This is a genomic window from Spirillospora sp. NPDC048819 (assembly GCF_040650055.1).
GTDB lineage: Bacteria > Actinomycetota > Actinomycetes > Streptosporangiales > Streptosporangiaceae > Spirillospora.
This window is the reverse complement of record NZ_JBEZGN010000044.1, coordinates 40,866-67,345: the sequence shown is the minus strand read 5'-3', so window position 1 is coordinate 67,345 and position 26,480 is coordinate 40,866. Positions and strand designations below refer to the sequence as shown.

The 26,480-nt window shown below is 72.6% G+C and carries 19 protein-coding genes and 1 pseudogene; 8 read left to right on the top strand and 12 right to left on the bottom strand.

The annotated features are described in order from the left end of the window. Positions 1-68: 68 nt before the first annotated feature. Together AB0C35_RS39480 and AB0C35_RS39475 are read right to left on the bottom strand one after the other, a co-directional pair. Positions 69-2,993, bottom strand: a complete 2,925-nt coding sequence (locus AB0C35_RS39480; RefSeq protein WP_358467491.1) for a glycoside hydrolase family 48 protein — start codon at positions 2,991-2,993, stop codon at positions 69-71. A 112-nt stretch (positions 2,994-3,105) separates the two neighbouring features. Further along, the gene (locus AB0C35_RS39475; RefSeq protein ID WP_358467489.1) at positions 3,106-4,200 is read right to left on the bottom strand and encodes a LacI family DNA-binding transcriptional regulator; all 1,095 of its coding nucleotides are present in this window, start codon (positions 4,198-4,200) and stop codon (positions 3,106-3,108) included. A gap of 322 nt (positions 4,201-4,522) precedes the next feature. On the opposite strand from AB0C35_RS39475, the gene AB0C35_RS39470 reads away from it, so the two are divergent. Both AB0C35_RS39470 and AB0C35_RS39465 read left to right on the top strand, forming a co-directional pair. Further along, on the top strand, positions 4,523-6,019 hold the full coding sequence (locus tag AB0C35_RS39470; RefSeq protein ID WP_358467487.1) for a cellulase family glycosylhydrolase: 1,497 nt from the start codon (positions 4,523-4,525) through the stop codon (positions 6,017-6,019). Between the two features lie 44 nt (positions 6,020-6,063). After that, complete coding sequence (locus tag AB0C35_RS39465) at positions 6,064-7,791, top strand: glycoside hydrolase family 6 protein (RefSeq protein ID WP_358467485.1); 1,728 nt, start codon at positions 6,064-6,066, stop codon at positions 7,789-7,791. 258 nt (positions 7,792-8,049) lie between these two features. On the opposite strand, the gene AB0C35_RS39460 is transcribed toward AB0C35_RS39465, so the two are convergent. From AB0C35_RS39460 to AB0C35_RS39445, 4 genes are all read right to left on the bottom strand, one after another. Continuing rightward, complete coding sequence (locus AB0C35_RS39460) at positions 8,050-9,090, bottom strand: lytic polysaccharide monooxygenase (protein WP_358467483.1); 1,041 nt, start codon at positions 9,088-9,090, stop codon at positions 8,050-8,052. A gap of 281 nt (positions 9,091-9,371) precedes the next feature. Beyond that, positions 9,372-10,202, bottom strand: coding sequence for a carbohydrate ABC transporter permease (locus AB0C35_RS39455; RefSeq protein ID WP_358467481.1), 831 nt, complete (start codon positions 10,200-10,202; stop codon positions 9,372-9,374). Next, on the bottom strand, positions 10,199-11,191 hold the full coding sequence (locus AB0C35_RS39450) for a sugar ABC transporter permease (RefSeq protein WP_358467479.1): 993 nt from the start codon (positions 11,189-11,191) through the stop codon (positions 10,199-10,201). Before AB0C35_RS39450 ends, AB0C35_RS39455 begins: the two co-directional genes overlap by 4 nt. After that, on the bottom strand, positions 11,188-12,486 hold the full coding sequence (locus tag AB0C35_RS39445) for an extracellular solute-binding protein (RefSeq protein ID WP_358467477.1): 1,299 nt from the start codon (positions 12,484-12,486) through the stop codon (positions 11,188-11,190). Before AB0C35_RS39445 ends, AB0C35_RS39450 begins: the two co-directional genes overlap by 4 nt. Before the next feature lie 273 nt (positions 12,487-12,759). Here AB0C35_RS39445 and AB0C35_RS39440 point away from each other — a divergent pair, with 273 nt between their 5' ends. The 3 genes from AB0C35_RS39440 to AB0C35_RS39430 are packed head-to-tail and all read left to right on the top strand — an operon-like array spanning position 12,760 to position 17,665. Further along, complete coding sequence (locus AB0C35_RS39440; RefSeq protein WP_358467511.1) at positions 12,760-13,788, top strand: LacI family DNA-binding transcriptional regulator; 1,029 nt, start codon at positions 12,760-12,762, stop codon at positions 13,786-13,788. Beyond that, positions 13,785-16,112: a glycoside hydrolase family 3 N-terminal domain-containing protein gene (locus tag AB0C35_RS39435; protein WP_358467475.1), complete on the top strand. Its 2,328-nt coding sequence runs from the start codon at positions 13,785-13,787 to the stop codon at positions 16,110-16,112. Before AB0C35_RS39440 ends, AB0C35_RS39435 begins: the two co-directional genes overlap by 4 nt. Further along, positions 16,109-17,665, top strand: coding sequence for a glycoside hydrolase family 43 protein (locus AB0C35_RS39430; RefSeq protein WP_358467473.1), 1,557 nt, complete (start codon positions 16,109-16,111; stop codon positions 17,663-17,665). The genes AB0C35_RS39435 and AB0C35_RS39430 overlap by 4 nt, the downstream gene beginning before the upstream one ends. Positions 17,666-17,694: 29 nt before the next feature. Here the strand turns inward: AB0C35_RS39430 and AB0C35_RS39425 are convergent, their stop codons facing one another. Then, complete coding sequence (locus AB0C35_RS39425) at positions 17,695-18,900, bottom strand: ROK family transcriptional regulator (protein ID WP_358467471.1); 1,206 nt, start codon at positions 18,898-18,900, stop codon at positions 17,695-17,697. A 90-nt stretch (positions 18,901-18,990) separates the two neighbouring features. Here AB0C35_RS39425 and xylB point away from each other — a divergent pair, with 90 nt between their 5' ends. Both xylB and xylA read left to right on the top strand, forming a co-directional pair. Beyond that, the gene (gene xylB / locus AB0C35_RS39420) at positions 18,991-20,397 is read left to right on the top strand and encodes a xylulokinase (RefSeq protein ID WP_358467469.1); all 1,407 of its coding nucleotides are present in this window, start codon (positions 18,991-18,993) and stop codon (positions 20,395-20,397) included. 11 nt (positions 20,398-20,408) lie between these two features. Then, entirely contained in the window at positions 20,409-21,569 is a 1,161-nt protein-coding gene (xylA, locus tag AB0C35_RS39415; RefSeq protein WP_358467467.1) for a xylose isomerase, read from the top strand. A gap of 54 nt (positions 21,570-21,623) precedes the next feature. On the opposite strand, the gene AB0C35_RS39410 is transcribed toward xylA, so the two are convergent. Further along, a complete protein-coding gene (locus AB0C35_RS39410) occupies positions 21,624-22,112 on the bottom strand; it encodes a TetR/AcrR family transcriptional regulator (RefSeq protein WP_358467465.1) in 489 nt (162 codons plus the stop codon). Here AB0C35_RS39410 and AB0C35_RS39405 point away from each other — a divergent pair. Next, positions 22,072-22,716, top strand: a pseudogene (locus tag AB0C35_RS39405) (NAD(P)/FAD-dependent oxidoreductase); the annotation flags it as partial. The gene AB0C35_RS39410 and the pseudogene AB0C35_RS39405 sit on opposite strands and share 41 nt — an antisense overlap. Before the next feature lie 153 nt (positions 22,717-22,869). Here the strand turns inward: AB0C35_RS39405 and AB0C35_RS39400 are convergent. The 4 genes from AB0C35_RS39400 to AB0C35_RS39385 are packed head-to-tail and all read right to left on the bottom strand — an operon-like array spanning position 22,870 to position 26,346. Then, complete coding sequence (locus AB0C35_RS39400) at positions 22,870-24,072, bottom strand: ABC transporter permease (RefSeq protein WP_358467463.1); 1,203 nt, start codon at positions 24,070-24,072, stop codon at positions 22,870-22,872. Further along, entirely contained in the window at positions 24,069-24,758 is a 690-nt protein-coding gene (locus AB0C35_RS39395) for an ABC transporter ATP-binding protein (RefSeq protein ID WP_358467461.1), read from the bottom strand. Before AB0C35_RS39395 ends, AB0C35_RS39400 begins: the two co-directional genes overlap by 4 nt. Further along, positions 24,755-25,801: a peptidoglycan-binding protein gene (locus AB0C35_RS39390; RefSeq protein WP_358467459.1), complete on the bottom strand. Its 1,047-nt coding sequence runs from the start codon at positions 25,799-25,801 to the stop codon at positions 24,755-24,757. The genes AB0C35_RS39395 and AB0C35_RS39390 overlap by 4 nt, the downstream gene beginning before the upstream one ends. Next, positions 25,801-26,346: a hypothetical protein gene (locus tag AB0C35_RS39385; protein WP_358467457.1), complete on the bottom strand. Its 546-nt coding sequence runs from the start codon at positions 26,344-26,346 to the stop codon at positions 25,801-25,803. Before AB0C35_RS39385 ends, AB0C35_RS39390 begins: the two co-directional genes overlap by 1 nt. Positions 26,347-26,480: the final 134 nt, after the last annotated feature.

The following is a 26,480-nucleotide window of genomic DNA, read 5'->3' as shown; positions in this document are numbered from 1 at the left end:
ATAGTCGGTGCCGCGTGTCGCCGCCCTGAGGGGCCCGCGGCGGGGGGTGCCCGCCGCGGGCCTCGGGATCACTCGTTGAAGAGGCGGCCGTAGTCCGCCATCGCGAGTGCGATGTCGGCCTGCGCCCAGAACCGGTGGTAGGTGAACACCGGCGGGGTGGAGCTGGTGCCGTTGGCGTAGGCCCAGACCCGCTCGAAGTCGGGGTCGTCTTCGTAGAAGGAACGGATGGACATGAACGTCGACTCGGAGTTGATCGGGTCGCCGTTCGGCATGGTCCCGGTCCAGCCGGGCGGGATGTAGACCGGGTCGTTGACGCGGTCGTAGTCGCCCTTGGTCTCCTCGACCGCGACGCCCTTGCCGTCGGTGTGCCGCCAGAGCGCGTCGAGGAGGTCCTTGGCGGTCTGCCTGGCGTCCTCGTCACCGGACCTGGCCGCGTAGTACGTCAGGGTCTTGGCGTACGCGGCGGTGACGCCGACGTCGTTGGTGTAGTTCTCCACCGAGACGTGCAGCCCGGTGTTGGCGGGCGGCATGCCCGTCGCCGACGACCAGTTCGCGTCCGGCGTCCCCGACCACGTCATCGTGGACGGGATCTGGATGCTGCCCGTGGACGGGTCGACCGTCGTCTCCGACAGCGCCCAGTCGACCCACTTGTCGAGGATCGCCTTGGCGTCGGCGTTGCCGGTGACCTGGTACAGCTCGGCGACACGTTCCATCGACCACGCCTGGAACCCGAACCACTGGTTGCTCGGCGGGTCGTGGTAGACGGGCTGCCAGTCGTAGGCCATGCCGAAGAACTTCGTCAGATCGGAGGGCGGCGCGCTGTAGCTGCCCTCCCAGCTGTTGGTGACCCCGCCCGCGATCGCGCCCTCGGCGGACTGCAGCCACTTGTAGAGCTGCAGCTGCCGCGTGAGGCTCGTCTCCCAGTCGGCCTTGGCCGTCGCGCCCTCCGGTGCGAGGGCCGGGTCGTTCACCAGCGCCCACGCGGCGAGGGGGTTCTGGTAGCCGAAGTGCGAGGCGCCGTCGCCGATGCGCCAGGCCCAGCCGGCGTTGGAGTCCAGGGCGCCGCCCCACGCGTAGTACCAGGACAGCAGGTAGTGCGCGCTGCCCTTGCCCGACGCGCCGGGGCAGGACGAGGCCGGGTAGCAGTTGCCTATCTGCTTGAAGTACTTGTCGAAGAAGGCGTAGCGCAGATAGTCGCCCATCTTGCCCGCCTTCGCGACGGTGGCCGAGACGTCGCCGGCCTTGCCCTGCTCCCCGGCCCACACGTTCGCCCAGTACGCGGCCTGGATGGCGCGCGCGTCGGCGTCCGGGGCGTTGGTGAACTTCCACTGCTCGGCGTAGGAGTCGTCGCCGATGAACAGGTCGAGGAACCCGTTCGTGCCGCCGTAGGCGAACCTGTCGCACGTCGGCTGCGGGACGGTCTCGAACACCGACTCCTGGGAGCCGCGCTGGTAGGTGTTGATGTACGAGGGGCCGTCGGCGCCGGGGCCCTCCTCACAGCCGCCGCCCGGCGTGTTGCCGTAGCCGTAGACGTTGTCCACGTCCTGCAGCCAGTGCATGCCGTAGATGTCGTCGGTCCCGTAGGCGGACTCCAGTTCGGCCGCGATCGGGTCCTGCCCGGTGGGGACGCCGTCGTCGATCGCCGACGGGTAGTCGCTCGGCTCGGGGTGCTCGGCGGCGTAGGTGGCGGGTGAGGACGGGTCGTAGAAGGAGTTCGTCGGCTGGTCCGCGCTGGTGGGGATCATGTACCTCTCCATCAGCGCCCAGGAGTCGTTGAACGGCTCCCAGTTCTGCGTGACCTTGCCGTACATGGCCTCCAGCCAGATGAGGTAGCTGTAGGCCTCCGACGTGGTCTCGTGCCCGTGGTCCGGCGCCTCGATCATGAACGTCTCGACCGAGTGGTACGGGATGCCCTCGGGGCTGAAGTACCCGTTGGCCGGGTCCTTGATCTTGTTGTACTGGTCGAGGAACCGCTGGGTGTAGGTGCCGCCTCCGGCCTCCACCTGCGTCGCGGTCACCTCGGCGTCCGCGTAGCCGGGCGCGGTCGAGGTGAACGTCGCCGTGCCGGTGCCGGTGTCGTTCGCGGTGATCTCCACGTTCTGCGCGGTGGACCAGTTCTGCGGCGTGAACGTGAGCGTCCCGCCGCCGGTGACCGACAGGCCGCTGTTGCCCGCGGTGCGGGTGGTCGTCACGGTCACGTTCGCGGACGGCGCCTCGGTGAGCTTCACGCCGTAGGCGGCGGTGGCGCCCTGCGCGACGGTCAGCGCCGCCGGGCTCGCCACGACGCTCGCCTCCGCCGTCACGGTGATGCCGACCGGCGTGGACTCGGCGGTCGCGCCGTTGCTGTCGGTCGCCCTGGCGTAGACCGAGTAGTCGCCCGCCTCGGAGGGCGTCCAGTCCAGGCTGTAGGGGGCGGTGGTGTCGCCCTCCGCGAGCAGCCCGTCCTGGTTGTAGAACTCGACCTTGGCGATGGACGCGCCGTCCGCGGCCTCGGCGGTCGCCGCCAGCGGCACCGAGGCGCCCACCGAGTACGTGGCCCCGGCGGACGGGCTGGTCAGCGCCACCGTCGGGGCGGGGGCGCTCTCGTTGCAGGGCGTGCCGTTGAGGGTGAAGGAGGTGGGGTCGGCGTTCGTCCCGCTGTAGGTGAACTGCGCGCCCACGCTGACCGTCGCGCCCGTGGCCAGGGACCCGTTCCAGCTCTCGTTCCGGACGGTGACCTCGGAGCCGGACTGCGACCACCGGCCCGACCAGCCGTTGGTCAGCCGCTGGTTCCCGGAGTAGGAGTAGACCAGTTCCCAGCCGTCGACCGGGTCGCCCTGGTTGGTGATGCCGATGTTCGCCGTGAAGCCGCTGCCCCAGTCGTTCTTCTCGTAGACGACCTTGCAGGACGCCGCGGCGGCCTGCGCGGGCACCATGGCGCCCAGGCCGCCGGAGAGCAGGGTCAGCGCGGCGCTCACGGCGGTGAACGCGCGCCATCGTTGCCGTCTTCTCACACCTTCGTTCCTTCCTAGCGTGCCCGAGTCCGGGCATACCGGGCTCCACCACCGGCGGAGTCCGGCGATGGCGTTCGGGTGGTCGCGCCCGGGGGGCGCACTCGTCCGGGTGTCAGCCGGACTCTCGGATGATCAACTTGGTGCGGAGCACGACGGCGCGCTCGCCGGCGGGCCGGCCGCCGGTGCAGGCCCGCAGTTCGCGGGCCAGCCGGGCGCCGAGGTCCTCGGCCGGCTGCTGGACGGTCGTCAGCCGGGGGCGGACCTGCCGGGCGACCGGCGCGTCGTCGAACCCGACGACGGCGACGTCGTCGGGGACGCGCCGCCCGGCGCGGCGCAGCGCGCTGAGGGCGCCGACCGCCATCTGGTCGGACGCGGCGAGGACGGCGTCGAGGTCCGGGCGGCGTTCCAGCAGCCGGCGCATCGCCCGCTCACCGGACAGCCGCCCGAAGTCGCCCTGGCAGACGAGCCCGTTGACGCCCATCCCGGCCTCCTGCACGGCGAGCCGGTAGCCGGCCAGCCGGTCGACGCCGGCGCCCATGTCGGCCGGGCCGGCGATGGTCCCGATGCGGCGGCGGCCGGAGGCGAGCAGATGCCGGACGGCGGCCTGCGCCCCGCCGAGGTTGTCGACGTCGACGTACGGCAGCGCCACCTCCTCGAGGGGGCGTCCGGCCAGCACGACCGGGGCTCCGGCGGCCGCCTGCACCAGCGGCGCGAGGTGGGCGCGGCGGGCGCCGAGGAGCAGGACGCCCTCGGCCTGCCCGCCGCGCAGGTAGCCGGTGGTGGCCCGCCACTCCTCCGCGCGGCCGGCCATGAGGACGACGAGCGGCGCGCGGCCGGCGAGTTCCCGCCGCACGCCCCACAGCAGGCGCGCGAAGTACGGGTCGCCGATGACGCGGCAGCCGTCCTCGCACACGACGGCGGCGATCGTCCCGGACGAGACGCGGTCGGGGGAGCCGGTCCGGCGGCGGACGTAGCCGAGCCGTTCGACGGCGGCCTCGACCTGGAGCCGTGCGGTCCGGCTGACCCGGGCTGAGCCGTTGAGCACGCGGGACGCGGTCGCCGGAGAGACTCCGGCGAGCTGCGCGACGTGGGCGAGGGTCGGGGGGCGGCGGTTGGGGAGGACGGGGGGTTCGGAGAGGACGGGGGTTTCGGTGAGGACGGGGGGTTCGGTGAGGACGGGGTCTTCTGGGGGGTGGGTGACGGTCACGCTAGGCACTCCCTTCGGGGGGTCCCGGCCGTGCAGGGGGGTGGGGCCGGGTCGGGGAGTAGTGGGAGCGCTCCCAAGAATCCGTTCGGACGCGGGCCGTGTCAAGGCCCGCCGGGCGACGGATTCGGCCCCGGGTCCCGAGTCCCTCACCGCGCGCGCGAGGCGCGGTGAAAATTCGTGAAAGTCATGAAACAAGGCTTCTCCCTCCACGCCGGGGCGTTCTACGTTCACCGTCAGTCCAGGAGTGGGAGCGCTCCCAAGCCGAACGCACCGAAGTGAAAGCGGAGATCAGTGAAAGCGGAGATCGCATGAGGGAGATCGCATGAGGTCGCCCACCCCGCGCACCGCCGCGGTTGCCGCGCTGACCGGAGCGCTCTGCGCGGCGGGCTCGCTGGTCACGGCCGGCGACGCACTCGGCACGCCCGCCGCCGGCGCCGCCGTCGCCTGCCAGGTCGGCTACTCCACCAACGACTGGGGCACGGGCTTCACGGCCGCCGTCACCATCACCAACCGGGGATCGGCGATGGACGGCTGGACGCTGACGTACTCCTACGCCGGGAACCAGCGGCTCACGAACGGATGGAACGGGCGCTGGTCGCAGTCCGGAAACACGATCACGGTCGTCAACGAGAGCTGGAACGGGTCCCTGGCCACAGGTGCGACGGTCGGCGCGGGCGCGCAGTTCGCCTACAGCGGCGCAAACACGGCCCCGGCCGACTTCGCCGTGAACGGGACGGCCTGCAACGGCGACGAACCGACCGACCCGCCGACGACACCGCCCACCACTCCCCCGCCCGGCGGGCCGGCTCCCGAGCTGAGCGTCTCGGGCAACACGCTCGTGGACGCGGCCGGCGGCACCGTCCGGCTGAGCGGGGTGAACAGGTCGGGAGGGGAGTTCGCCTGCGTCCAGGGCAACGGGATCTGGGACGGCCCGATGGACGCCGCGTCCGTCGCGGCCATCAGGAGCTGGAACGTCAACGCCGTCCGGGTGCCGCTCAACTCCGACTGCTGGCTGGGCCTGGACAACGTCGAACCCGCCTACCGCGGCACCGCGTACCAGAACGCGGTCAAGGACTACGTCGCCCTGCTCGAAGGGAACGGCATCACGCCGATCCTGGAGCTGCACTGGAGCCACGGCCTGTGGACCGGGTACGACAGCCACTGCGACGCGGCCGAGGCCGAATGCCTGAAGCCCATGCCGGACGCCGAGTACGCGCCCGAGTTCTGGAGGCAGGTGGCCGACACGTTCAAGGGCGACACGGCCGTCGTCTTCGATCTGTTCAACGAGCCGTACCCGAACAACCTCCAGGTCATGGACTACGACCAGTCCTGGCGGTGCTGGCGTGACGGCGGCGCGGCCTGCACGGGCCTCACCTACGAGGCGGCCGGGATGCAGGACCTCCTCGACGCCGTCCGCGCGACCGGCGCCGCGAACGTCGTCATGGCCGGCGGCAACAGCTACTCCAACGACCTCAGCCGGTGGCTCGCGAACAAGCCGTCCGACCCGGCCGGGAACCTCGCGGCGTCCTGGCACTCCTACAACTTCAACTACTGCAGCGACGCCGCCTGCTGGGACGAGCAGATCGCCCCCGTCGCCGCGCAGGTGCCGCTCGTCGCCGGCGAGTTCGGCGAGGACACCTGCTCCCACGGCTACACCGACACCCTGATGGCGTGGCTCGACGCGCACGGCGCGTCCTACCTCGGCTGGACGTGGAACACCTGGGACTGCGCCGCCGGCCCCTCGCTCATCAGCTCCTACGACGGCACCCCGACCCCGTACGGCGCCGGGCTCCGCGACCACCTGCTGTCCGCTCCCTGACCCCACCGGAAAGACATCCGCCCCAACCAGAGGAGGAACACCGGATGAAACACCCCCCAGTGCGCAGGAGACGCGGCGCCCGCCGCGGCATCGCGGCCGCGTCGGCCGCGCTCCTGCTCGCCTCAGGCACGGTCGCGCTGGCTCAGACCCAGGCCAGCGCGGCCGCCGGCTGCAAGGTCGACTACACCGCCAACTCGTGGGACAGCGGCTTCACCGCCACCGTCTCGGTCACCAACCTCGGCGACCCGATCACCGGCGGCTGGACGCTGGAGTGGGACTTCGCCGGCAACCAGCAGGTGACCTCGGGCTGGAGCGGGACGTTCTCGCAGTCCGGCAGCCACGTCACCGTGACGAACCCGAGCTGGAGCAGCGCGCTCGGCACGGGCGCGACGGCCAGCCCGGGCTTCCAGGCCACCTACTCGGGCACCAACGCCGCTCCCGCGGAGTTCACCCTGAACGGGGTCCTCTGCACCGGGTCGACGGAACCGACCGACCCGCCGACCACCGACCCGCCGACCGACCCGCCCGGTGACCGGGCCGACAACCCGTACGCCGGGGCAGAGGTGTACGTGAACCCCGAGTGGGCGGCCAACGCCGCCGCCGAGCCCGGCGGCGACGCGGTCGCCGACGAGCCGACCGGTGTGTGGATGGACCGGATCGCCGCCATCGAGGGCGCGAACGGCAAAATGGGCCTGCGCGACCATCTCGACACCGCCCTCGCACAGGGCGACGACCTGATCCAGGTCGTCGTCTACAACCTGCCCGGACGCGACTGCGCGGCGCTCGCGTCCAACGGCGAGCTCGGCCCGGACGAGATCGGCAGGTACAAGACCGAGTTCATCGACCCGATCGCGGACATCCTCGACGACGAGAAGTACGCCGGCCTGCGGGTCGTCACGGTCGTGGAGATCGACTCGCTGCCGAACCTCATCACCAACGTCGGCGACGGGGACGTGGCCACCGAGAACTGCAACGAGATGCTGGCGAACGGCAACTACCAGGAGGGAATCGCCTACGCGCTGCAGAAGCTCGGCGCCATCCCGAACGTCTACAACTACATCGACATCGGCCACCACGGCTGGCTCGGCTGGGACGACAACTTCTCCTCGTCCGCCGACCTGCTCACGGAGGTCGCCCAGATGTCCGGCTCGCTCGACAACGTCACGGGCTTCATCACCAACACCGCCAACTACGGGGCGCTGACGGAGCCGTACTTCTCCATCAACGACTCCGTCAACGGCACGTCCGTCCGCCAGTCCTCGTGGGTCGACTGGAACCGCTACGTCGACGAGCTGTCGTACGCGCAGGCGTACCGGCAGGAGCTCGTCGGCAACGGTTTCGACGACGGCATCGGCATGCTCATCGACACCAGCCGCAACGGCTGGGGCGGCGCCGACCGCCCGACCGGCCCCGGCCCGACGACGGACGTGGACGCCTACGTCGACGGCGGCCGCACCGACCGGCGCATCCACCTCGGCAACTGGTGCAACCAGTCGGGCGCGGGTCTCGGCGAGCGGCCGACGGCCGCCCCCGAGCCGGGCATCGACGCCTATGTCTGGATCAAGCCTCCGGGCGAGTCGGACGGGGCCAGCGAAGAGATCCCGAACGACGAGGGCAAGGGCTTCGACGAGATGTGCGACCCCGCCTACGGCGGCAACCCGCGCAACGGCAACAACCCGAGCGGTGCCCTGCCGGACGCGCCGCTCTCCGGCCACTGGTTCTCCGCGCAGTTCCAGGAGCTGCTCCGCAACGCCAACCCGCCCGTCCAGTAACCGGTAACCCGTAACCGGCCACCAAGGAAAAGGCCCCGTGATCCGCTCCGGTCACGGGGCCTCTCCCTGTCCGGGGAGACCCGGCGCCGAGGAGGGATTCGCGGGAAGCGAAGCGGCCCGCGGCGTCCCCTGTCCGGACGCCGCGGGCCACGTTCTGTTGTCGGGTTCCTTCGGTCGGGATGTCGTTCCGGGAGCCGTGCCGTGTCAGGCGGTCATGAGGTCATGCCGTCTGAGGTCATGCCGTCTGAGGTCATGCGGTCATGAGGTCATGCAGTGCGGGTCGAGGTCGGTCGCCGCGCCGGACGTGTTCACCGTGAACCCGAACGTGGCCGTGTCGCCCACGTCCAGCGCGCCGTTCCAGGCGGCGTTGCTGACGGTGACGTCGGGGCCGGACTGGGTGTAGGTGCCGTTCCAGAGGCTCGCGATCGTCTCGCCGTTGGCGAAGGTGAGGTGGGCCATCCAGCCGTTGATCGGGAGCGTTCCGGTGTTGGTGACGGTGATCTCGCCCTGGTAGCCGCCGTTCCAGCTGTTGACGGACCGGTAGGCTGCGGTGCAGACCATGCCCGGGTCGCCGGGGGGATCGGTGGGCGGGTCGGTCGGTTCCCCGTCTCCGTCGCCGACCCCGGTGACCTCGCCGTTGCCGCCGTCGAAGACGACGTCGGAGCAGCCGTAGAAGGTCTCGGCGCTGTCAGAGCGCTCCCACACGGTGTAGATGATGTGGCGGCCGCTCTTGCCGGACGGGAGCCGGGCGTTCCAGTGGTAGTAGGCGTCCTCGTTGCCGGGCGATCCGACGCTCGGCGGGTCGGTGGCGCTGTAGAACGGCTCCGCCTCCAGGTCGTCCCAGGACAGCGGGCTCGTCGGGCTCCAGGAGTCCTTGGTGATGTAGGTGCGGAACGTTCCCGGGTGGGCCGCCCACTTGTTGAACCTGAACTCCAGGTCCGCGCCGGACGTGAGGTGCGTGACCGGCCAGTCGTCGCGGGGCAGGTCGTAGCCGCTGAAGTCGTAGACGACCGCGCCGCCGCTGCACAGCTCGCCGTCCGGGATGAAGCCGCGGGTGCGGCCTGCGCCGTCCGAGCGCAGCACCGCGAACCAGTTGTAGAGGGAGCTGGTGCCGCTCTGCGCGACCGCCGCCGCGCAGGCCGGGTTGTTCGGGATGATCTGCCCGGTCGGGGTCAGGCCATCCTTCCAGCACAGGTAGGTGCGGCTGCCGGGCACCATCATCGCGCCGTGCGCGGACGCCGGCGCCGCCGTCAGCAGGGAGCCGGCCAGCATCGCCGGGCCGAGCACGGCGCCCGCCACCAGGGCCTTGCGTCTTCGGGTGGCTCGTGGTCGGCCGGCTCGTGGCCGGCCGGCTCGCGGCGGGCCCGCTCGTCCTCGGGTGGCTCGTCTCGGGGTGGTCATCGTCCTCCGTTCACGGGGTCGGGAGACATCTGTCCCAACCGGACGCTAACTCCGGCCGGTCAGGCCCGTGAACGGCCCTTTCACCCTTTCACCGCGGTGCCCCGCGGGCGGCCGCCGGGCCGGGACGCGAGGACGGGTCACCGGCCCGGACCGGACCCCGGCGGGCCCGGCCGCGCGGCTCAGCCCTTGGTCGCGCCCGCGGTGAGACCTCCGATCAGCTGGCGTTCGGCCACCGCGTAGAAGAGGAGGGCGGGGATCATCGCCAGCACGATGTAGGCCAGGACGAGGGCGTAGTCCGTCGAGTACTGCCCCTGGTACTGCTGGATGCCGACGGGGATCGTGTGCCACTTCTCGTCGGCCAGCACCAGCAGCGGCAGGAAGAAGTTGTTCCAGCTCGTCACGATGGCGAGGACCGACACGGTGCCGAGGGCGGGGCGCGCCATCGGCAGCAGGATGCGCCAGAAGAAGCCGAACCGGGTGCAGCCGTCCATGATCGCCGCCTCCTCCAGCTCCGCCGGGATCGTCCGGAAGAAGGAGCGCAGGATGATGATGGTGATCGGCAGCGCGAAGGCGGCCTGCGGCAGGATCACGCCGAGCGGGTTGTCCAGCAGGCCGAGCGAGCGCAGCAGGACGAACAGCGGCAGCACCGCCACCGCCGGCGGGAACATCAGGCCCGCCGCGAACGCCGTGAAGAAGATCTCGCGTCCCCGGAAGGCGTAGCGGGCGAACGCGAACGCCGCCATCGACGACACCGCGACGGTGATCAGCGTGGTGCCGACCGCGATCATCACGCTGTTGCCGATCTGCTGCCAGAAGGCGCCGGACGACAGGATTCCGGTGTAGTTCGAGAACTTCCACTCGTCCGGGAGCCCGATGGGGTTGGCGGTGAGGGCACCGGTGGACTTGAGGCCCGAGAGCACCGCGTACAGGAGCGGGACGACGATGAACGAGCCGAGCACCCACACCAGCGTGTGCCGCGACAGACTCCGCGCGATCGCCTGGCGGCTCATCGGCGGCCTCCCGCGGAGGTGACCGCGCCCTGCAGGTCGCGGCGGAGCGCGAAGCGCTGGTACAGCAGGGAGAAGACCATGCTGATGAGGAACATGGCCACGCTGATCGCGCTGGCGTAGCCCATCTGGTACCGCTTGAAGCCGAACTCGTACATGGTGACGGCCATCGTCTCCGTTGAGTGCGTCGGCCCGCCCGTCGTGGTGACCCACACGAGGTCGAAGAGCTGGATCGAGCCGATGACGGACAGGAACACGCTGATCCGCAGGGTCGGTGCCAGCAGCGGCAGCGTGACGCTGCGGAACCGCCGCCACGCCCCCGCTCCGTCGATCGAGGCGGCCTCCAGGATCTCCTTCGGGATCCCCTGCAGCCCGGCGAGGTAGATCATCATGTGGAAGCCGAAGTACTTCCACGTCATGACGGCGATCAGGGTGGGCAGCGCGGTGTCGGGGTCGGAGAACCACTTGCCGGCCAGCCCGCCGAGCAGCGGGAGGTCTTCGATGAGGGTGTCGGCGAGGCCGCTTCCCGGCAGGAGGATGATGCCGAAGAGCACACCGGCGATCACCTCCGACAGGATGTAGGGCGCGAAGAAGATCGCCCGGTAGACCGCCCGGCCGCGCATCCGCTGGTTCAGCAGCACGGCCGTGCCGAGCGCCAGCGGCAACTGGACGACGAGGGACAGCACGACCAGCAGGAAGCCGCGCCACAGGTCGCCGCGGAAGACCTCGTCCCCGGCCAGGTTCCGGAAGTTGTCGAGGCCGATGAAGTCGTCGGGGAAGCCGAAGCCGCCCCACTTGTAGAAGCTGGTGAAGAAGGCGAGGAGGATCGGGATCAGGACGAAGCAGGAGAACAGCAGCAGGGCCGGCACGAGGAACCAGGTGCTCGCCAGCCAGCCGCGCAGCCGCGTCCCCGCCGACGCCTCGGGGCCCCGCTTGCGCGGGGCCCGTGCGGCGTGCCGCGGCCGATCGTCGGTCGTGGCGGAAAGCGTCATTGGTCCTTGGCCACCTCGGTGACCGACTGCGCGACCTGCTGCGGCGACTTCTTGCCCGCGATGAGCGACGCGACGCTGTCATTGACCTCCTGGCCGACGGCCGGCGGGAACTGCTGGTCCAGGTAGAGCTGGAACCCGGTGGAGGCGCCCAGCGCCTCGGCGACCATCTTGCGGTTCTTGTCGGTCAGCGCGCCCTCGGCGCCCTTGACGACCGGCATGACCGCGCCCGAGGACACGAGCTCCTGCTCGTTCTGCTCGTTCAGGAAGAAGGCCAGGAAGTCGACGGCCTCCGGGGGCGCGTCCTTGCTGACCGCGAAGCCGTTGCCGCCGCCGAACACGTCGGTCAGGCGGCCCTGGCCGCCGTCGACGGTCGGGAAGGGGAACCAGCCCAGATCGTCGCCCAGGCTCTTGCCGGAGGTGTCCTCCTGGACGGCGGGCGCCCACTGGCCCATCAGCGACATGCCGGTCTTGCCGGAGCCCATGGACGCGGCCTGCCCGCCGGGCGTGTCGAAGCCGGCGTTCTGGTAGCCCTTCTGGAACGGCTGGAGGTCGGCGAGTTCCTTCAGCTTCTCACCGGCCTGGACGAACGCGGGGCCGCTGAAGTCGCTGCTCTTGGCCGCCTGCTCCATCGCGGCCGTGCCGCCGATGCGCATCGAGAGGTAGGCCCAGTAGAAGTGGCCGGGCCACTTGTCCTTGCCGCCGAGCGCGAGGGGGGCGATGCCGGCGTCCTTGAGCTTGCGGACGGCGTCGATGAACTCGGCCCAGGTCTTCGGGGGGCCGCTGATCCCGGCCTTCTCGAAGTGCTTCTTGTTGTACCAGAAGCCGACCATGCCCATGTCGTAGGGGACGGCGTAGGTCTTCCCGTCGAACTGGTAGCTCTTCTTCGCGACGTCGGTCACGGTGCCGAGCAGCTCGGACCCGTCGGAGGTGAGGTCCTTGACCAGCCCGGCGTCGATCTGCTGCTTGAGCACGCCGCCGCCCCAGGTCACGTAGATGTCGGGCAGGTCGCCGGAGGCGACGAGCGCCGTCATCTTGGACTTGAAGGCGTCGTTCTCCAGGCTGGTGGCCTTGATGCGGACGTTCGGGTGCTGCGCCTCGTACGCCTTGGCGATCTTCGGGAAGAGGCTCTGCGACGGCTCGGCGGTCGCGATGTTCATCCATTCGATCGTGACCTTGCCGTCCGATCCGGAGCCGTCCCCGCCGCACGCGGCGAGCATGGGCGCGGCCGTGACCAGCACGGCTCCCGCGGAGACTGCGGTGAGGAAGGAACGGCGCGGTAGGTGTGGGATGCCCATGCTGGTCTCCTGGGTCCGGGGGTGGTGGGCGATGGCCTGGAACGGTGGAACGAGGTGGATCTCGCTCGAAACATTTCGAAAGTCTTCGGGCTCCGTTGCCGTGGAACTCTAAGAAGGCGACCCCCTACGGTCAAGACCTGAGCGCTGGTTGACCGCAATTATGTGCGGAACGGTTATCGACCGGGGGGCTAGGAGACGGCGAAACATTGCGATACTGTTCGCAATCGTTTCCTCGGGGAGGAGAGAAGCGTGCCCGTGCGCACCACCGACGAGATGCCAGATCCGCCGTCCCGGCCGACGCTGGCGCTCATCGCGTCCGAGGCGGGGGTATCCCCCGCCACGGTGTCCAAGGTCCTCAACGGCCGGACCGACGTCGCCGCCGCGACCCGCGAGCGGGTGGAGGCGCTGCTGCGCACCCACAACTACCCCGGACCCGGCGGCTCGCGGCGCGCCCGCCGGTCCGGCCTGATCGATCTCGTCCTTGCGGGGCTGGACAGCCCGTGGGCGGTGGAGATCCTGCGCGGCGTGGAGGCCGAATGCGCCGAGCAGGGCACCGGCGTCGTCGTCTCCCTGGTCCGCGAGGACGACGCCCGCCCGCCGAGCTGGCAGAACCTGCCCGCGCTGCACCACAGCGACGGGGTGATCCTGGTGACGTCCCGGATGACGCGCCGCCAGCGCGACCAGCTGGCGCGCGCCGGCGTGGGACTCGTCCTGGTCGATCCGGTGAACCTGCCGGACAACGACATCGCCAGCGTCGGCGCCACCAACTGGGCCGGCGGGATGTCGGCCTCCGAGCATCTGCTCGGGCTCGGTCACCGCCGCATCGGGATGATCGGCGGCCCGGCGGACATGCTGTGCACCCAGGCCCGGGTGGACGGCTACCGGACGGCCCTGGAGCGCGCCGGGATCGAGATCGACAGGGACCTCATCCGGTACGGCGACTTCCGCCACCAGGGCGGTTTCGCCCGCACGCGCGAGCTGCTGGAGCTCCCCGATCCGCCGACGGCGATCTTCGCCGGCAGCGACGAGCAGGCGATGGGCGCCTACCAGGCCGCCCGGCTCGCCGGCCTGCGCATCCCCGAGGACCTGAGCGTCGTCGGTTTCGACGACCTGCCGACCTGCGAGTGGCTGTCGCCGCCGCTGACGACCGTCCGGCAGCCGCTGGAGGAGATGGGCCGTGTCGCGGCCCGCACCCTGCTCCAGCTGCTGGACGGGCGGCCGCCCCTGACCCCCCGCGTGGAGCTGGCCACCGATCTGCGTGTCCGCGCCTCCACCGCACCACCACCATCGGAGGAGCGATGACCGAAGCCGTCCCGGCCGCGAGCGCGAACGCGACCCGTGAGCCCTGGCGTGATCGCGGGCTGCCGGTCGCCGAGCGGGTCGCCGACCTGCTGGCCCGGATGACGCCGGAGGAGAAGGCGGGCCAGCTCGCCGGATACTGGGCGATGCCCGCCGGGCCCGGTGCGCCCGTGGCCCCGATGGAGGACGACTCCCACGAGACCGCCCCGTCCCTGGACGAGATCCTGGACCGGGGCCTCGGCCAGCTCACCCGCGTGTTCGGGACCGCTCCCGTCCCGGCCGCCGAGGGCGCCGCCCGGCTCCGCGAACTGCAGCGGCGCGTCGCCGCCGGGAACCGTTTCGGCATCCCGGCGATCGCGCACGAGGAATGCCTCAACGGCTTCATGACGTGGGGCGCGACCGTCTTCCCCAGCCCGCCCGCGTGGGGCGCGACGTTCGACCCCGACCTCGTCGGCGCCATGGCCGCGGCGATCGGCGGGACCCTGCGGGCGGCCGGCGTCCACCAGGGCCTCGCGCCCGTGCTGGACGTCGTCCGCGACGCGCGCTGGGGCCGGACGGAGGAGTGCATCGCAGAGGACCCGTACCTCGTCGGCGTTCTGGGCACCGCGTACGTCCAGGGCCTGGAACGATCCGGGGTGGTCTCGACCCTCAAGCACTTCGCCGGCTACTCCGCCTCCCGCGCCGGCCGGAACATGGCCCCCACGCCGATCGGGCCGCGCGAGTTCGCCGACGTCCTGGTCGAGCCCTTCGTCATGGCCCTGCGCGACGGCGGCGCCCGTTCGGTGATGCACTCCTACACCGACGTGGACGGCATGCCCGCCGCCGCCGACGAGCGGCTGCTGACCGGGCTGCTGCGCGACCAGCTGGGCCTGGAGGGCATCGTCGTCGCCGACTACTTCGCCATCTCGTTCCTGGAGACGCGCCACCGCGTGGCAGGCTCCCGGGGCGAGGCCGCGGCGCTCGCCCTGCGCGCCGGCATCGACATGGAGCTCCCGACCGTGCGCTGCTACGGCACTCCCCTGATCGAGCAGCTGCGGGAGGGCGCCGTCCCCGAAGAGCTGCTGGACCGGGCGGCCGCCCGCGTCCTGACCCTCAAGGCCGAGCTCGGCCTGCTGGACGGGGTGCCGGGCGACGGCGACGGCGCGGCGCCGGACTTCGATCCGCCCGAGCACCGGGCCCTGGCGCTGCGGCTGGCCGAGGAGTCGGTGGTGCTGCTGGCCAACGACGGCACCCTGCCGCTGCGCTCCGGCGCCGGGGTCGTGCTGGCGGGGCCGCTCGCCGACGATCCGTTCGCGATGATGGGCTGCTACACGTTCCCGAGCCACGTCGGCCGGCAGCATCCGGAACTGCCGCTCGGGGTGGAGATCCCGACGATCGCGGAGGCGCTGCACGGCGAACTGCCCGACCTGCGGGTCGCGGGGTCCAAGGACGTGCTCGTGACCGACGACGCCGACATCGAGGCGGCCGTGGCGGCGGCCCGGGACGCCGAGCTGTGCGTGCTGGCGCTCGGCGACCGGTCCGGGCTCTTCGGCCGCGGCACGTCCGGGGAGGGCTGCGACGCCGAGACGCTGGCACTGCCGGGGCGGCAGGCCGAGCTGGCCGCCGCGGTGATCGACACCGGCACGCCCACGGTCATCGTGCTGCTCACCGGCCGGCCGTACGCGCTGGAGGGCATCGCCGACCGCGCCGCGGCCGTCGTGCAGGCGTTCTTCCCCGGCGAGGAGGGCGGCCGGGCGGTCGCCGGAGTCCTGTCGGGGCGGGTCGAGCCGTCCGGGCGGATGCCGATCAGCGTGCCGCGCCGCGCGTCCGGCCCGCCCGTCACCTACCTGCGGTCGAAGATGGACGGCGGGCACGACTGGAGCGAGGTCGATCCCGTCCCGCTGTACCCGTTCGGCCACGGCCTGACCTGGACGACGTTCGAGTACGGCGCCCTGCGGGTCGGCGAGTCGGCCGCCACGGACGGGTCGGTCACGGTCAGCGCCGTCGTCCGCAACACCGGGGACCGCGCCGGGACGGAGGTCGTCCAGCTGTACCTGTCGGACCCGGTGGCGTCGGTGGTGCGGCCGGGGCGCTGGCTCGCCGGGTGGGCCCGGGTCCGGCTGGAGCCCGGCGACGCGGCGCGGATCGAGTTCGACGTCCACGCCGACCGCACCTCGTTCACCGGAACCGATCTGCGGCGCATCGTCGAGCCGGGCGAGATCGAGGTCTCCGTCGGGCCGTCGAGCGCCGTTCTCCCCCTGCGCGGCTCGTTCGCGCTGGAGGGTCCCGTCCGCGTCCTCGACGCGGACCGGGTGCTGACCGTCCCCGCCGAGGTGACGCTGCTATGACCGTGTTCCGGAATCCGGTGCTGCCGGGCTGCCATCCCGACCCGTCGATCTGCCGGGTGGGCGACGACTTCTACCTGGTGACGTCGACGTTCGAGTGGTTCCCCGGCATGCCGGTGTTCCACAGCCGCGACCTGGTGCACTGGCGGCACGCCGGGCACGCCCTGGACCGGCCGGAGCAGCTCCCGCTGGACGGCGTCCCCGCGTCCGGGGGCCTGTACGCGCCGACATTGCGCTACCACGCGCCCCCGAACCAGGCGGGCCGCTTCTACCTGGTCTGCACGCTCGTGGACGGCACCGAGTGGTCGGGGCACTTCGTGATGACCGCGTCCGATCCCGCCGGCCCGTGGTCGGACGCGCACCGGCTGGACGGCGAGGGCATCGACCCGTCCCTGTTCTTCGACGACGACGGCCGCGCCTGGTGCACCGGCACCCGCCTGACCGGGCGGTACGAGGGGCACACGGAGATCTGGCTGCGCGAGTTCGACCCGTCGGCCCTGGCGCTGACGGGCGAGGAGCACGTGCTCTGGGACGGGGCCCTGAAGGGCTCGATCTGGTCGGAGGGCTCCCACCTCTACAAGATCGGCGGGCGGTACTACCTGCTCACGGCCGAGGGCGGCACCGCGCTGGAGCACGCCGTGATCGTCGCGCGGGCCGACGCCGTCACCGGCCCGTACGAGGGGAACCCGCGCAACCCGGTGCTGACCCACCGCAACCTCGGGGCCGGACATCCCATCGTCGGGACCGGCCACGCCGACCTGGTGGAGACGCCGGACGGCGAATGGTGGATGGTTCTCCTCGGGATGCGCCCGCACCACGGCGACCGGTGCGTCCTCGGCCGGGAGACGTTCCTGACGCCCGTCGCCTGGGAGGACGACTGGCCGGTCACCGGCGGCCGGGTCGAGCCGAGCCATCCGGTTCCGTCGCTGCCGCCGCATCCCTGGCCCGCCGTCCCGCTCTGCGACCAGTTCGACGGGCCGGAGCTGGCCCCGGCCTGGAACATGCTGCGGCCGCCGCGGGAACGCTGGTGGAGCCTGGACGAGCGCCCCGGGCACCTGCGGCTGCGCGTCCGGCCGGAGAGCCTCGCCGACGTCGCCAACCCCTCGTTCGTCGGGCGGCGCCAGCAGCACCCGGACTTCGCCGCCTTCACCGAGCTCGACTTCGTCCCCGCCAACGAGGAGTGGGCGGGCCTCGCCCTCGTCCAGAACAACGACTTCCACGTCCTGCTCGTGTCGACCGGCCAAGGGCTGCATCTCGTCAAGCGCGAGCAGGGCCTCGAAACCGTGCTGGCCGAAGCGCCGGCCGCTCCCGGGCCGGTCCGGCTCGGTTTCGAGGCCCACGGCCGCTGGTACCAGGCGTCCTACTCCGTGGACGCGGGCAACGCCGTGGAGCCGGGGAGCTGGACACCGCTCGGCGATCCCGTGGACGGCGACATCCTGAGCAGCCAGGTCGCGGGCGGCTTCACCGGCGCCTACATCGGCGTCTACGCCACCGCGAACGGCCGGGCGAGCACCAACCACGCCGACTTCGCCTGGTTCGAGTACGTCCCGCTCTAGAGAAGCCCCGGTCTACCGAAGCCCCGGGTCTACAAAAGCAGGGCGGGGTCGGCGATGACGCGTTCGACGACGAGGCCGGCGGCGCCGAGGACCGCCGCGCCCTCGGCGAGGCCGGAGACCTCCACCGGCGGCACGCCCCTGCGGAGCGAGCCGGAGCCCTCCGACAGGACCGCCTGGAGCGGGGGGCGGACCCATTCGGCCAGCGGGGAGAAGACCCCGCCGAGCACGATGGTGTCCGGGTCGATCAGGTTGACGACGGAGGCGAGCGCCCCGCCGAGCGCGCGGCCGGCCCGGTCCACCGCGTGCAGGGCGGGCCCGTCACCGGAGTTCAGCCGGTCGACGAGCGTGCCCACCGGGCTCCCGGGCCCGGCCGCCGGCCGCGTCACGGGCAGCCCGGCCGCGCGCAGGATCGCCTCCTGACCGGCGATCTGCTCCAGGCAGCCGCGGCCGCCGCAGGAGCAGGGCGGGCCCGCGGGCTCGGCGACCAGGTGACCGAGCTCGCCGGCAAAGCCGTGCGCCCCGCGGAACACCCGGCGGTCCACGACGATGCCGGCGCCGATCCCGATCTCGCCCGAGACGTGCACGAAGTCGCCGAGCCTGGTCCCGCCGCCGAACCACAGTTCGCCGAGTGCGGCGAGGTTGGCCTCGTTGTCGTACTCGGCGGGCAGCGCGGCGTCCAGGCCGGGCGCGCCGGTGACGGGGACGTCGGTCCAGCCGAGGTTCGGGGCGTGGCGCACCACGCCGTCCTCGCGGTCGAGCAGGCCGGGGAGGGCGACGGCCGCGCCGGCGACGGTGAGGCCCTGCCCGGCGACAGCGGAGACGGCCTCCGCGGCCAGGGCCGAGAGGGCGTCCAGGACGGCGCCGGGTTCGCGTCCGCGGTTGTCGGAGCTGACCACGTGCCGGTAGCGGACCTGCTTGCCGAGGTCGATCACGCAGGCGGCGAGGTAGTCGACGTTGACCTCCAGGCCGAGCCCGGCGGCGCCGTCGCCGTGGACGGACACCCCGACGCCCGGACGCCCGCGCTCTCCCTCGTGGACGGGTGCACCGCCCCGGACCAGGCCCGCGCTCTCCAGGAGGGCGACGAGGTTCGAGACGGTCGTCTTGGTGAAGCCCGTCAGCTCGGCCAGGCGCGCCCTGGTGACGGGCTGGTGCCGGGCGATGTGCTCCAGCACGACGGCGAGGTTCCGCTCGCGCATCGTCGCGTGCCGGACGGGGGCGTTCGCGGACTTCGTCATGAATGAACCCTAAATGAATCACGTGTATAGGCAGGACGTTACCCCTCTGCTACGTTAATTAGTCCACGCTCTTTACGAAAGGTGGGACGGATGGCCGAGAGCCTGGTCGCGGGCGTCGACTCCTCGACGCAGTCGACGAAGGTCGTCCTGTGCCGCGCCGCGGACGGCACCGTGGTCGCCGAGGCGTCGGCCCCGCACCCCGACGGCACCGAATGCCATCCCGGCCACTGGTGGAACGCGCTCTCGCAGATGCGGGACCTGCTGGAACGCGCCGACGCGGTCGCCGTCGCCGCGCAGCAGCACGGCATGGTCGCCCTCGACGGCGCGGGCGAGGTCGTCCGGCCCGCGCTGCTGTGGAACGACACGCGCTCGGCGCCGCAGGCCCGCGCCCTCGTCGAGGAGTTCGGCGGCGCGAAGGCGTGGGCGGAGCGGACCGGCAGCGTGCCGCCCGCCTCGTTCACCGTGACCAAGCTGCGCTGGATGGCCGAGCACGAGCCGGGCAACGCGCGGCGCACCGAGCGGGTGATGCTGCCGCACGACTGGCTGACGCTGCGGCTCGGCGCGCCCGAACCGGTCACCGACCGCGGCGACGCGTCCGGCACCGGCTACTGGTCCCCCGCGGCCGGCGGCTACCTGCCCGACCTGCTGCGCGCCGCGCTCGGCCACGACGCCGAGACGCCGCGCGTCGCCGCCCCCGGCGAACGCGTCGGCGAGACGGCATGGGGCGCCGCGCTCGGCCCCGGCACCGGCGACAACATGGGCGCCGCGCTCGGCCTCGGGCTGCGGCCCGGCGACGTCGTGGTGTCGATCGGCACGTCGGGCACGGCCTTCGCGGTCGCGGACGAGCCGGCCGCCGACCCGTCGGGACTGGTCGCGGGGTTCGCCGACGCCACCGGCCGGTTCCTGCCCCTCGTCGCCACGCTGAACGCCGCCCGGATCCTGTCGGCCGCCGCCGCCATGACGGGGGTCGCCTTGTACGAACTGTCCGCGCTCGCCCTCGCCGCCGAACCCGGCGCCGGCGGGGTGACGCTGCTCCCCTACCTCGACGGCGAGCGCACCCCCGACCGGCCGGACGCGACCGGCGTCCTCGCGGGGCTCACCACGTCCAACGCGACGCGGGAGAACGTGGCGCGGGCCGCGGTGGAGGCGCTGCTGTGCTCCCTCGCCGACGCGGTGGACCATCTCGCCGCGCAGGGCATCCGGCCCCGCCGCACCCTGCTGATCGGCGGCGGCGCCCGCTCCGAGGCCGTCCGGGCCCTCGCCCCGGCGATCTTCGGGACTCCCGTCACCGTCCCCGAACCCGCCGAGTACGTCGCGCTCGGCGCCGCCCGGCAGGCCGCGTGGGCCCTCGCCGGGACACCCGAGCCACCCGGATGGCCGGCTCCGCCGGCGACCGAACGACCGGCTCCGCCGGAGGCCGGGCACACCCGCGAGCACACCGGGCAGGAGATCCGCGAACGCTACGCCGCGCTGCGCGACTCCGCCCCGCAGATCTGAGGAGGTCTCCCATGAGCGACTACACGCCCGTACCCGAGGACCGGTTCTCGTTCGGCATCTGGACGGTCGGCTGGCAGGGCGTCGACGTGTTCGGCCCCGGCACCCGGCCGCCGATGCCCGCCGACCGCGCCGTCCGCAAGCTCGCCGAGATCGGCGCCTACGGCGTGAACTTCCACGACAACGACGTGTTCGACTTCGACGCCTCGCCCGCCGAGCGGCAGGGCAGGATCGACGCGTTCCGCAAGGCGCTGGACGAGACCGGCCTGGTCGTCACCACCGCCACTACGAACCTGTTCTCCCACCCGGTCTTCAAGGACGGCGCGTTCACCGCCAACGACCGCGACGTGCGCCGGTTCGCGCTGCGCAAGGTCATGGACAACCTTGACCTGGCCGCCGAGCTGGGCGCCGCCGTGTACGTGTGCTGGGGCGGCCGGGAGGGCGCCGAGTCCGGGGCGGCCAAGGACGTCCGGGCGGCGCTGGACCGCTACAAGGAGGCGTTCGACGTCCTCGGCGCCTACGTCGCCGACCAGGGCTACGACCTGCGGTTCGCGATCGAGCCGAAGCCGAACGAGCCGCGCGGCGACATCCTGCTGCCCACCATCGGCCACGCCCTCGCCTTCATCCAGACCCTGGAGCATTCCGACAACGTCGGCCTGAACCCCGAGGTCGGGCACGAGGAGATGGCCGGGCTGAACTACGCGCACGGGCTGGCGCAGGCGCTCTGGCAGGGCAAGCTGTTCCACATCGACCTGAACGGGCAGCACGGCCCCCGCTATGACCAGGACCTGCGGTTCGGCGCCGGCAACGCGCGCGGCGCGTTCTGGGTGGTCGACCTGATCGAGCAGAGCGACTACGACGGCCCGGTCCACTTCGACTTCAAGCCTCCGCGCACCGAGGACGACGAGGGCGTGTGGGAGTCGGCGGCGGCGTGCATGCGCAACTGGCTGATCCTGCGGGAGAAGGCCCGCGCCTTCCGCGCCGACCCGGAGGTCCAGAGCGCTCTGCGCGAGGCCAAGCTGGAGGAACTCGCGCAGCCGACCCTCGCCGCCGGCGAGGACTGGCGGTCCGTCCGCGACGCCTCCCCCGACATCGAGGCCCTCGCCGCCCGCCGCACCGCGTTCGAGCACCTCGACCAGCTCGCCCTCGAACACCTCTACGGCGTCCGCTCCTAGACGCCCTTCCCCGCGGAAGCCCGCCCTCTCCTCCCGGGGGCGGGCTTCCGCACGTCAGGACGGACCGAGCGTCCCCATCACCATGGCGCGGACGAGCGTCCGGGCGGCGTCGAGGGTCACCGCCCCGCGCGGCCGGGTCGCGAGCGCGAACACCGCCGCGCCGAACAGCGCGATGAGCGTCCGGACCTCGTCGCGGGTCGTGCCGAGCCCGAGGTCGCGGTGCATCCGGAGCGTGAAGTCGACCATGGGCTCCTCGATCTGCGACAGCGCCTCGCTCAACTCGGGACGCCGCGTCGCCTCCAGCGTCAGCTCGTAGATCGCCAGGTACCGGATCCGGTGCCGCGTCGCCGACTCGTGCAGCGACACGGCGATCAGCTCGATGAGCGTCTCGCGATCGACGGGCGCGGCCGCCGCCCCGGTCGCGGCCGTCATCTCCCCGAGGTGCAGCTCGACCACACGCCGCGCGGCGGCCTGGAGGAGCGCGTCCCGGCTGCGGAAGTAGTTGGACGCGGTCCCCGGCGGCAGCCCGGACCGCTCGTCCACCGCGCGGTGGCTCAGGCCGTGGATTCCAGCCCGCCTCACCGGCGGCCCAGCCGTCGAGGCCGACCTGGTGATCGGGGCGGACGGGCGCCGCTCGGCCGTCCGCGGCCATCTGTGGGACCGCGATCCCGCCGAGCCGAGCGGCTGGGGCACCTGGCAGGGCCTCACCCCGGTCCCCATCGACGTCACGGCCTCGCGCCGCGGGCTGATGATCAGCGGACGGGCCGGGAGCTGCGGCCTGATGCCCGCCGGGGAGGGGCTCCTGCAGTGGTGGTTCGACATGCCGTGGAACCCGGACGAGCCGCCGCCCGCCTCACCGCTCGGCGAGATCCGCCGGCGATTCGGGCACTGGTGCCCGCCCGTCCCAGCCGTCCTGAAGGCGGCCCACGAGCAGGACGTGGAGTTCTTTCCGCACTACGGCCACCGCGTCCCCCGCAGGTGGGGAACCGGCCGGGTCACGCTCGCCGGGGACTCCGCGCACACGTTCCCGCCGGCCCGGGCGCAGGGTGCCAACCAGGCGCTGGAGGACGCGTGGACGCTCGCCACCGTCCTGCGCACCTCGTCGGACATGCCCGCGGACGTGCCCGGGGCCTTGCGCGAGTACGAGCGGAGGCGCTCGCGCAAAGGCCGGCATCGTCGCCCGGCATTCGGGCACCGAGGACGTCAACAAGTACCGCCCGCTCTTCTCCCGCCTCATCCCCGACGGCCTGGCCGCCCTGTACTACACCCGCTGGCTCGCCCGGATCAGCGACTTCCTCCGCTAGGACAGCGCCTCCGTGGGGGCCAGGCGGGCGGCGCGGACGGCCGGGTACAGGCCGGCGACGCCGCCGATGACGAGGGTCGCGAGGATGCCGCCGGCCATCGCCCAGACCGGGACGACGGTCGGCCAGTCCTGCGTCACCGCGAAGCCCGCGGTGACGACGATGCCGAGGACCACGCCGCCGACGCCGCCGAGCGCGGCCAGCAGCTGCGACTCGGTGAGGAACTGCAGCCTGATCTGGCCGCGGGTCGCGCCCAGGGAGCGGCGAAGGCCGATCTCGGCGCGGCGCTCCAGGACCGAGATGACCATCGTGTTGGCGACGCCGACGCCGCCGACCAGCAGCGCGACACCCCCGAGGCCGAGGAGCAGGCCGGTGAACGCCCGGTCGGCGGCGTTCTCGGCGGCGAGCGCGTCCGACGGGCGGCTGACCTCGACCTCGTTCGGCGCCTGCGGGTTGGCGGTCGCGGCGAGCAGCTCCCGCACCTTCGTGACCGCGTCGTCGCGGGCGCGGGTGTAGACGGTGGTCGGGTGGCCGTCGAAGCCGAGATGGGCCGCGGCGGCGTCCCAGCCGACCAGCGCGGCGGCGTCCAGTTCGGGCGCCAGCTCGTTCGGGTTCAGGATGCCGACGACGGTGAACCACTGGGAGCCCAGCCACACCTGGACGTTGGGCGCCGCGACGCCGAGCCGTTCGGCGGCCGCCGACCCGAGCACCACGGCCGGGTACCGCGCGGTGCCCGTGTTGAGCCAGGTTCCGGCGGCCGTGGTGAGGCCGACGGTGCGGGGCAGGTCGAGGCGGGCCGCGAGGACGCTGATCCCGCCGCTCTGCCCCTCCGGAATGTGGTCGTTGCGGTAGACCTTGGCGTCCTCCAGCTTCGCCGTGGCCGACGCCGACTCGACGCCGGGCATCCGCGCCACCATGCCGACCGACTCCTCGGGAAGCTTCGAGGCGTCACCGAAGAAGTCCTCGCCCGGCCCGGCGGTGAGCAGGTTGGTGCCGAGCCGGTCGAGGGTGACCTGGAGCTGCGCGCGGCTGGACGTCGAGATGCCGACCACGCCGATCATCGCGGCGATGCCGATCGCGATGCCGAGGGCGGACAGGAACACCCGCGCCGGGCGGGACCGCAGGCCGGCGGCGCCGACCCGCAGCACGTCCCCGGGGCCGAGCCGGGCCGGCGCGTCCCCGGGCGGGGTCTTCGCGTTCATCGTGCGGCCTCCAGCCGTGCGCCGTCGTGGACGATCCGGCCGTCGCGCATCCGCACCTGCCGTGGCATGAGCGCCGCGATGTCCCGGTCGTGGGTGATGAGGACGACGGTCGTCCCGGCGCCGGACAGCTCGCGCAGCAGGTCCAGGACGCCCGCGCCCGACGCGGAGTCCAGCGCGCCGGTCGGCTCGTCGGCCAGCAGCAGCGGAGGCTCCCCCACCACCGCGCGGGCGATCGCGACCCGCTGCTTCTCCCCGCCGGACAGCTGGTGCGGCCGGTGGCCGAGGCGATGCCCGAGCCCCACGCGTTCCAGGGCGCGGCGGGCCCGGCGCCGCCTCTGCGCCGGCGGCACGCCCCCGTACAGCAGCCCGTCGGCGACGTTGCCGAGCGCGCTCACGCCGGCGGCGAGGTGGAACTGCTGGAACACGAAGCCGATCCGGCGGGCGCGCAGCGCCGACAGGCGCCGGTCCGGCAGCCGCGACACGTCCCCGCCCTCGATGAGGACGGTGCCGCCGCTCGGCCGGTCCAGCGTGCCGATCATGTGCAGCATCGTCGACTTCCCTGATCCGGACGGGCCGACGATCGCGACGGACTCGCCCGCCTCGACCACCAGCGACACCGCGTCCAGCGCGACGACCTCGCCCGGGTAGGTCTTGGTGACCTCCCGGAGCTCCACGACCGGGCTCATGAGGGGACCCCGACCTTCATGCCCTCGGCGAGGCCGGACCCGGAGATCTCGACCTGGCCCTCGGTGAACACGCCGGTCTCCACCGGCACCGTGCGGACGCGCCCGTCCTGGACGACCTGCACCGCGTAGCCGCCGTCACCCTGCGCGAGCAGCGCTCCGATCGGCACCGCGAGGACGTCGCGGTGCCGGTTCGCGGTGAGGCGCACCCCGACGGGCGCCTTGTCGTAGGAGCCGAGCGACTTCTGGCCGCCCACCGCGATCGTCACCTCGACCGTGGCCGGCCGGTCCTGCTCGCCCTGCTCGGCGACCTTCCCGACCGAGGTGATCTTCCCCTTGGCGGTGTCGCCGGACGGCAGCTCGATCTCCACCTCCGCGCCCTTCTTCGCAAGCCGCTGGTACCGGACGTCGAGGTCGACGCTCACGACGCGGGTCGTGCCGGTGTAGGTGAGGACGGGGCCGCCGAGTTCGTCGCCGACATGGGCCTTGCGCTCGGCCACCCGGATCCGCCCGGACGCGATCGCGGCCGCTCCGCGCTCCACCCTGCCGGTCTCCTCGACGCCGAGGTCGTCCTGCCAGCGCTTCACGGCCGCCGCGGTCGCGGCGCTGTAGGCGTCGTCGACGGTGAATCCGGTGTAGCCGAGGGCCCGCAGGTTCTGTTCGAGCTGCCTGACGTCCGCGCCCTCCTTCCCGGTGAAGAGCGTCCGGTACAGGGGCAGCTTGCCGTACAGAAGCGGCACCGGCTTGTTGTCGACCCGGTACACCGGCCGCCCCCTGGAGATCACGGAACCGGCGCCGGGCAGCCAGGTGAGGGTGCCGCGGCCCGCACCGGTGACCGTGCGGGCGGCGCCGTACCCGAGCGCGCCCTCCACGTCCTGGGTCTCGACCAGCGTCGTCCGCTCGATCGGCGCCGTCGCGGGCGGCAGGGAACCGTGCGCGGCGGCCGAGCCGCCGTCACCGCCGCCGAGGCCGGCGGTCGCGAGGCCCGCGCCGCCGACGACGACCAGTCCCGCCGCGCCCAGGACGGCGGTGCGCGTCCTGGACACTAGTCGCCGACCTTGCTGCTGAAGCGCGGGCCCTTGTCGCCGGGCATGTGCTTGTCGCACGCTTTCTGCGCTGCCTGGAACTTCTGGCTCTCCGGGTCGATTCCGGTGCCGGGCCCGGCCTTCAGCAGCATGCGGCCGTCGGCGTCGGGGTCGGGGTATTCGCTGATGCCGTTGTCGCGCATGCACTTGGAGAAGGCGCGCAGCTTCGCCACCTCCTCCGGCTTCAGCTCCGGCGGCTTGCCGCCGTTCGGCATCAGGTGCCGGCACTTCTTCTGCGCCGCCATCATCTCGTCGTCCTCGCCGGGGCCGCCGCCGCCCTGCGAAGGGCCTCGGCTCTTGCGGACGGTCACCCTGCCGTCGCCCGACGGATCCGGCATGTCGATCCCGTTGTCGCGCATGCACTGCGCGAACTTGCGCATCTTCTCCTGGTCGCTGGCCGCCTTGGCGGTGCTCCCGCCTGAGCCGCCGCCGTCGCCCCCGCAGCCCTGCAGGCCGAGGGCCAGAGCCGGGACCAGGGCCAGTGCCGCGAACGTCCGTCGTCGCATCGGTCGGTCTCCTCGTCGTCTCCGCCGGACGGTGCGCCGACGGCGTCCGCAAGTTCAGCCGCGGGCCGATAACCCCGGCGTAACCAGATCGCGTTATGCCGGCGTTACGCCCGGTGCCCGAAGCTTGCCGGGGA

Bases quoted from the DNA above. Each gene is read 5' to 3' on its own strand.
- AB0C35_RS39465 (WP_358467485.1), top strand. From the start codon at position 6,064: ATGAAACACCCCCCAGTGCGCAGGAGACGCGGCGCCCGCCGCGGCATC.
- xylB (WP_358467469.1), top strand. From the start codon at position 18,991: ATGGCCGAGAGCCTGGTCGCGGGCGTCGACTCCTCGACGCAGTCGACG.
- AB0C35_RS39425 (WP_358467471.1), bottom strand. From the start codon at position 18,900: ATGACGAAGTCCGCGAACGCCCCCGTCCGGCACGCGACGATGCGCGAG.
- AB0C35_RS39385 (WP_358467457.1), bottom strand. From the start codon at position 26,346: ATGCGACGACGGACGTTCGCGGCACTGGCCCTGGTCCCGGCTCTGGCC.
- AB0C35_RS39400 (WP_358467463.1), bottom strand. From the start codon at position 24,072: ATGAACGCGAAGACCCCGCCCGGGGACGCGCCGGCCCGGCTCGGCCCC.
- AB0C35_RS39450 (WP_358467479.1), bottom strand. From the start codon at position 11,191: ATGACGCTTTCCGCCACGACCGACGATCGGCCGCGGCACGCCGCACGG.
- AB0C35_RS39470 (WP_358467487.1), top strand. From the start codon at position 4,523: ATGAGGTCGCCCACCCCGCGCACCGCCGCGGTTGCCGCGCTGACCGGA.
- AB0C35_RS39395 (WP_358467461.1), bottom strand. From the start codon at position 24,758: ATGAGCCCGGTCGTGGAGCTCCGGGAGGTCACCAAGACCTACCCGGGC.
- AB0C35_RS39445 (WP_358467477.1), bottom strand. From the start codon at position 12,486: ATGGGCATCCCACACCTACCGCGCCGTTCCTTCCTCACCGCAGTCTCC.
- AB0C35_RS39430 (WP_358467473.1), top strand. From the start codon at position 16,109: ATGACCGTGTTCCGGAATCCGGTGCTGCCGGGCTGCCATCCCGACCCG.
- xylA (WP_358467467.1), top strand. From the start codon at position 20,409: ATGAGCGACTACACGCCCGTACCCGAGGACCGGTTCTCGTTCGGCATC.
- AB0C35_RS39435 (WP_358467475.1), top strand. From the start codon at position 13,785: ATGACCGAAGCCGTCCCGGCCGCGAGCGCGAACGCGACCCGTGAGCCC.
- AB0C35_RS39455 (WP_358467481.1), bottom strand. From the start codon at position 10,202: ATGAGCCGCCAGGCGATCGCGCGGAGTCTGTCGCGGCACACGCTGGTG.
- AB0C35_RS39440 (WP_358467511.1), top strand. From the start codon at position 12,760: ATGCCAGATCCGCCGTCCCGGCCGACGCTGGCGCTCATCGCGTCCGAG.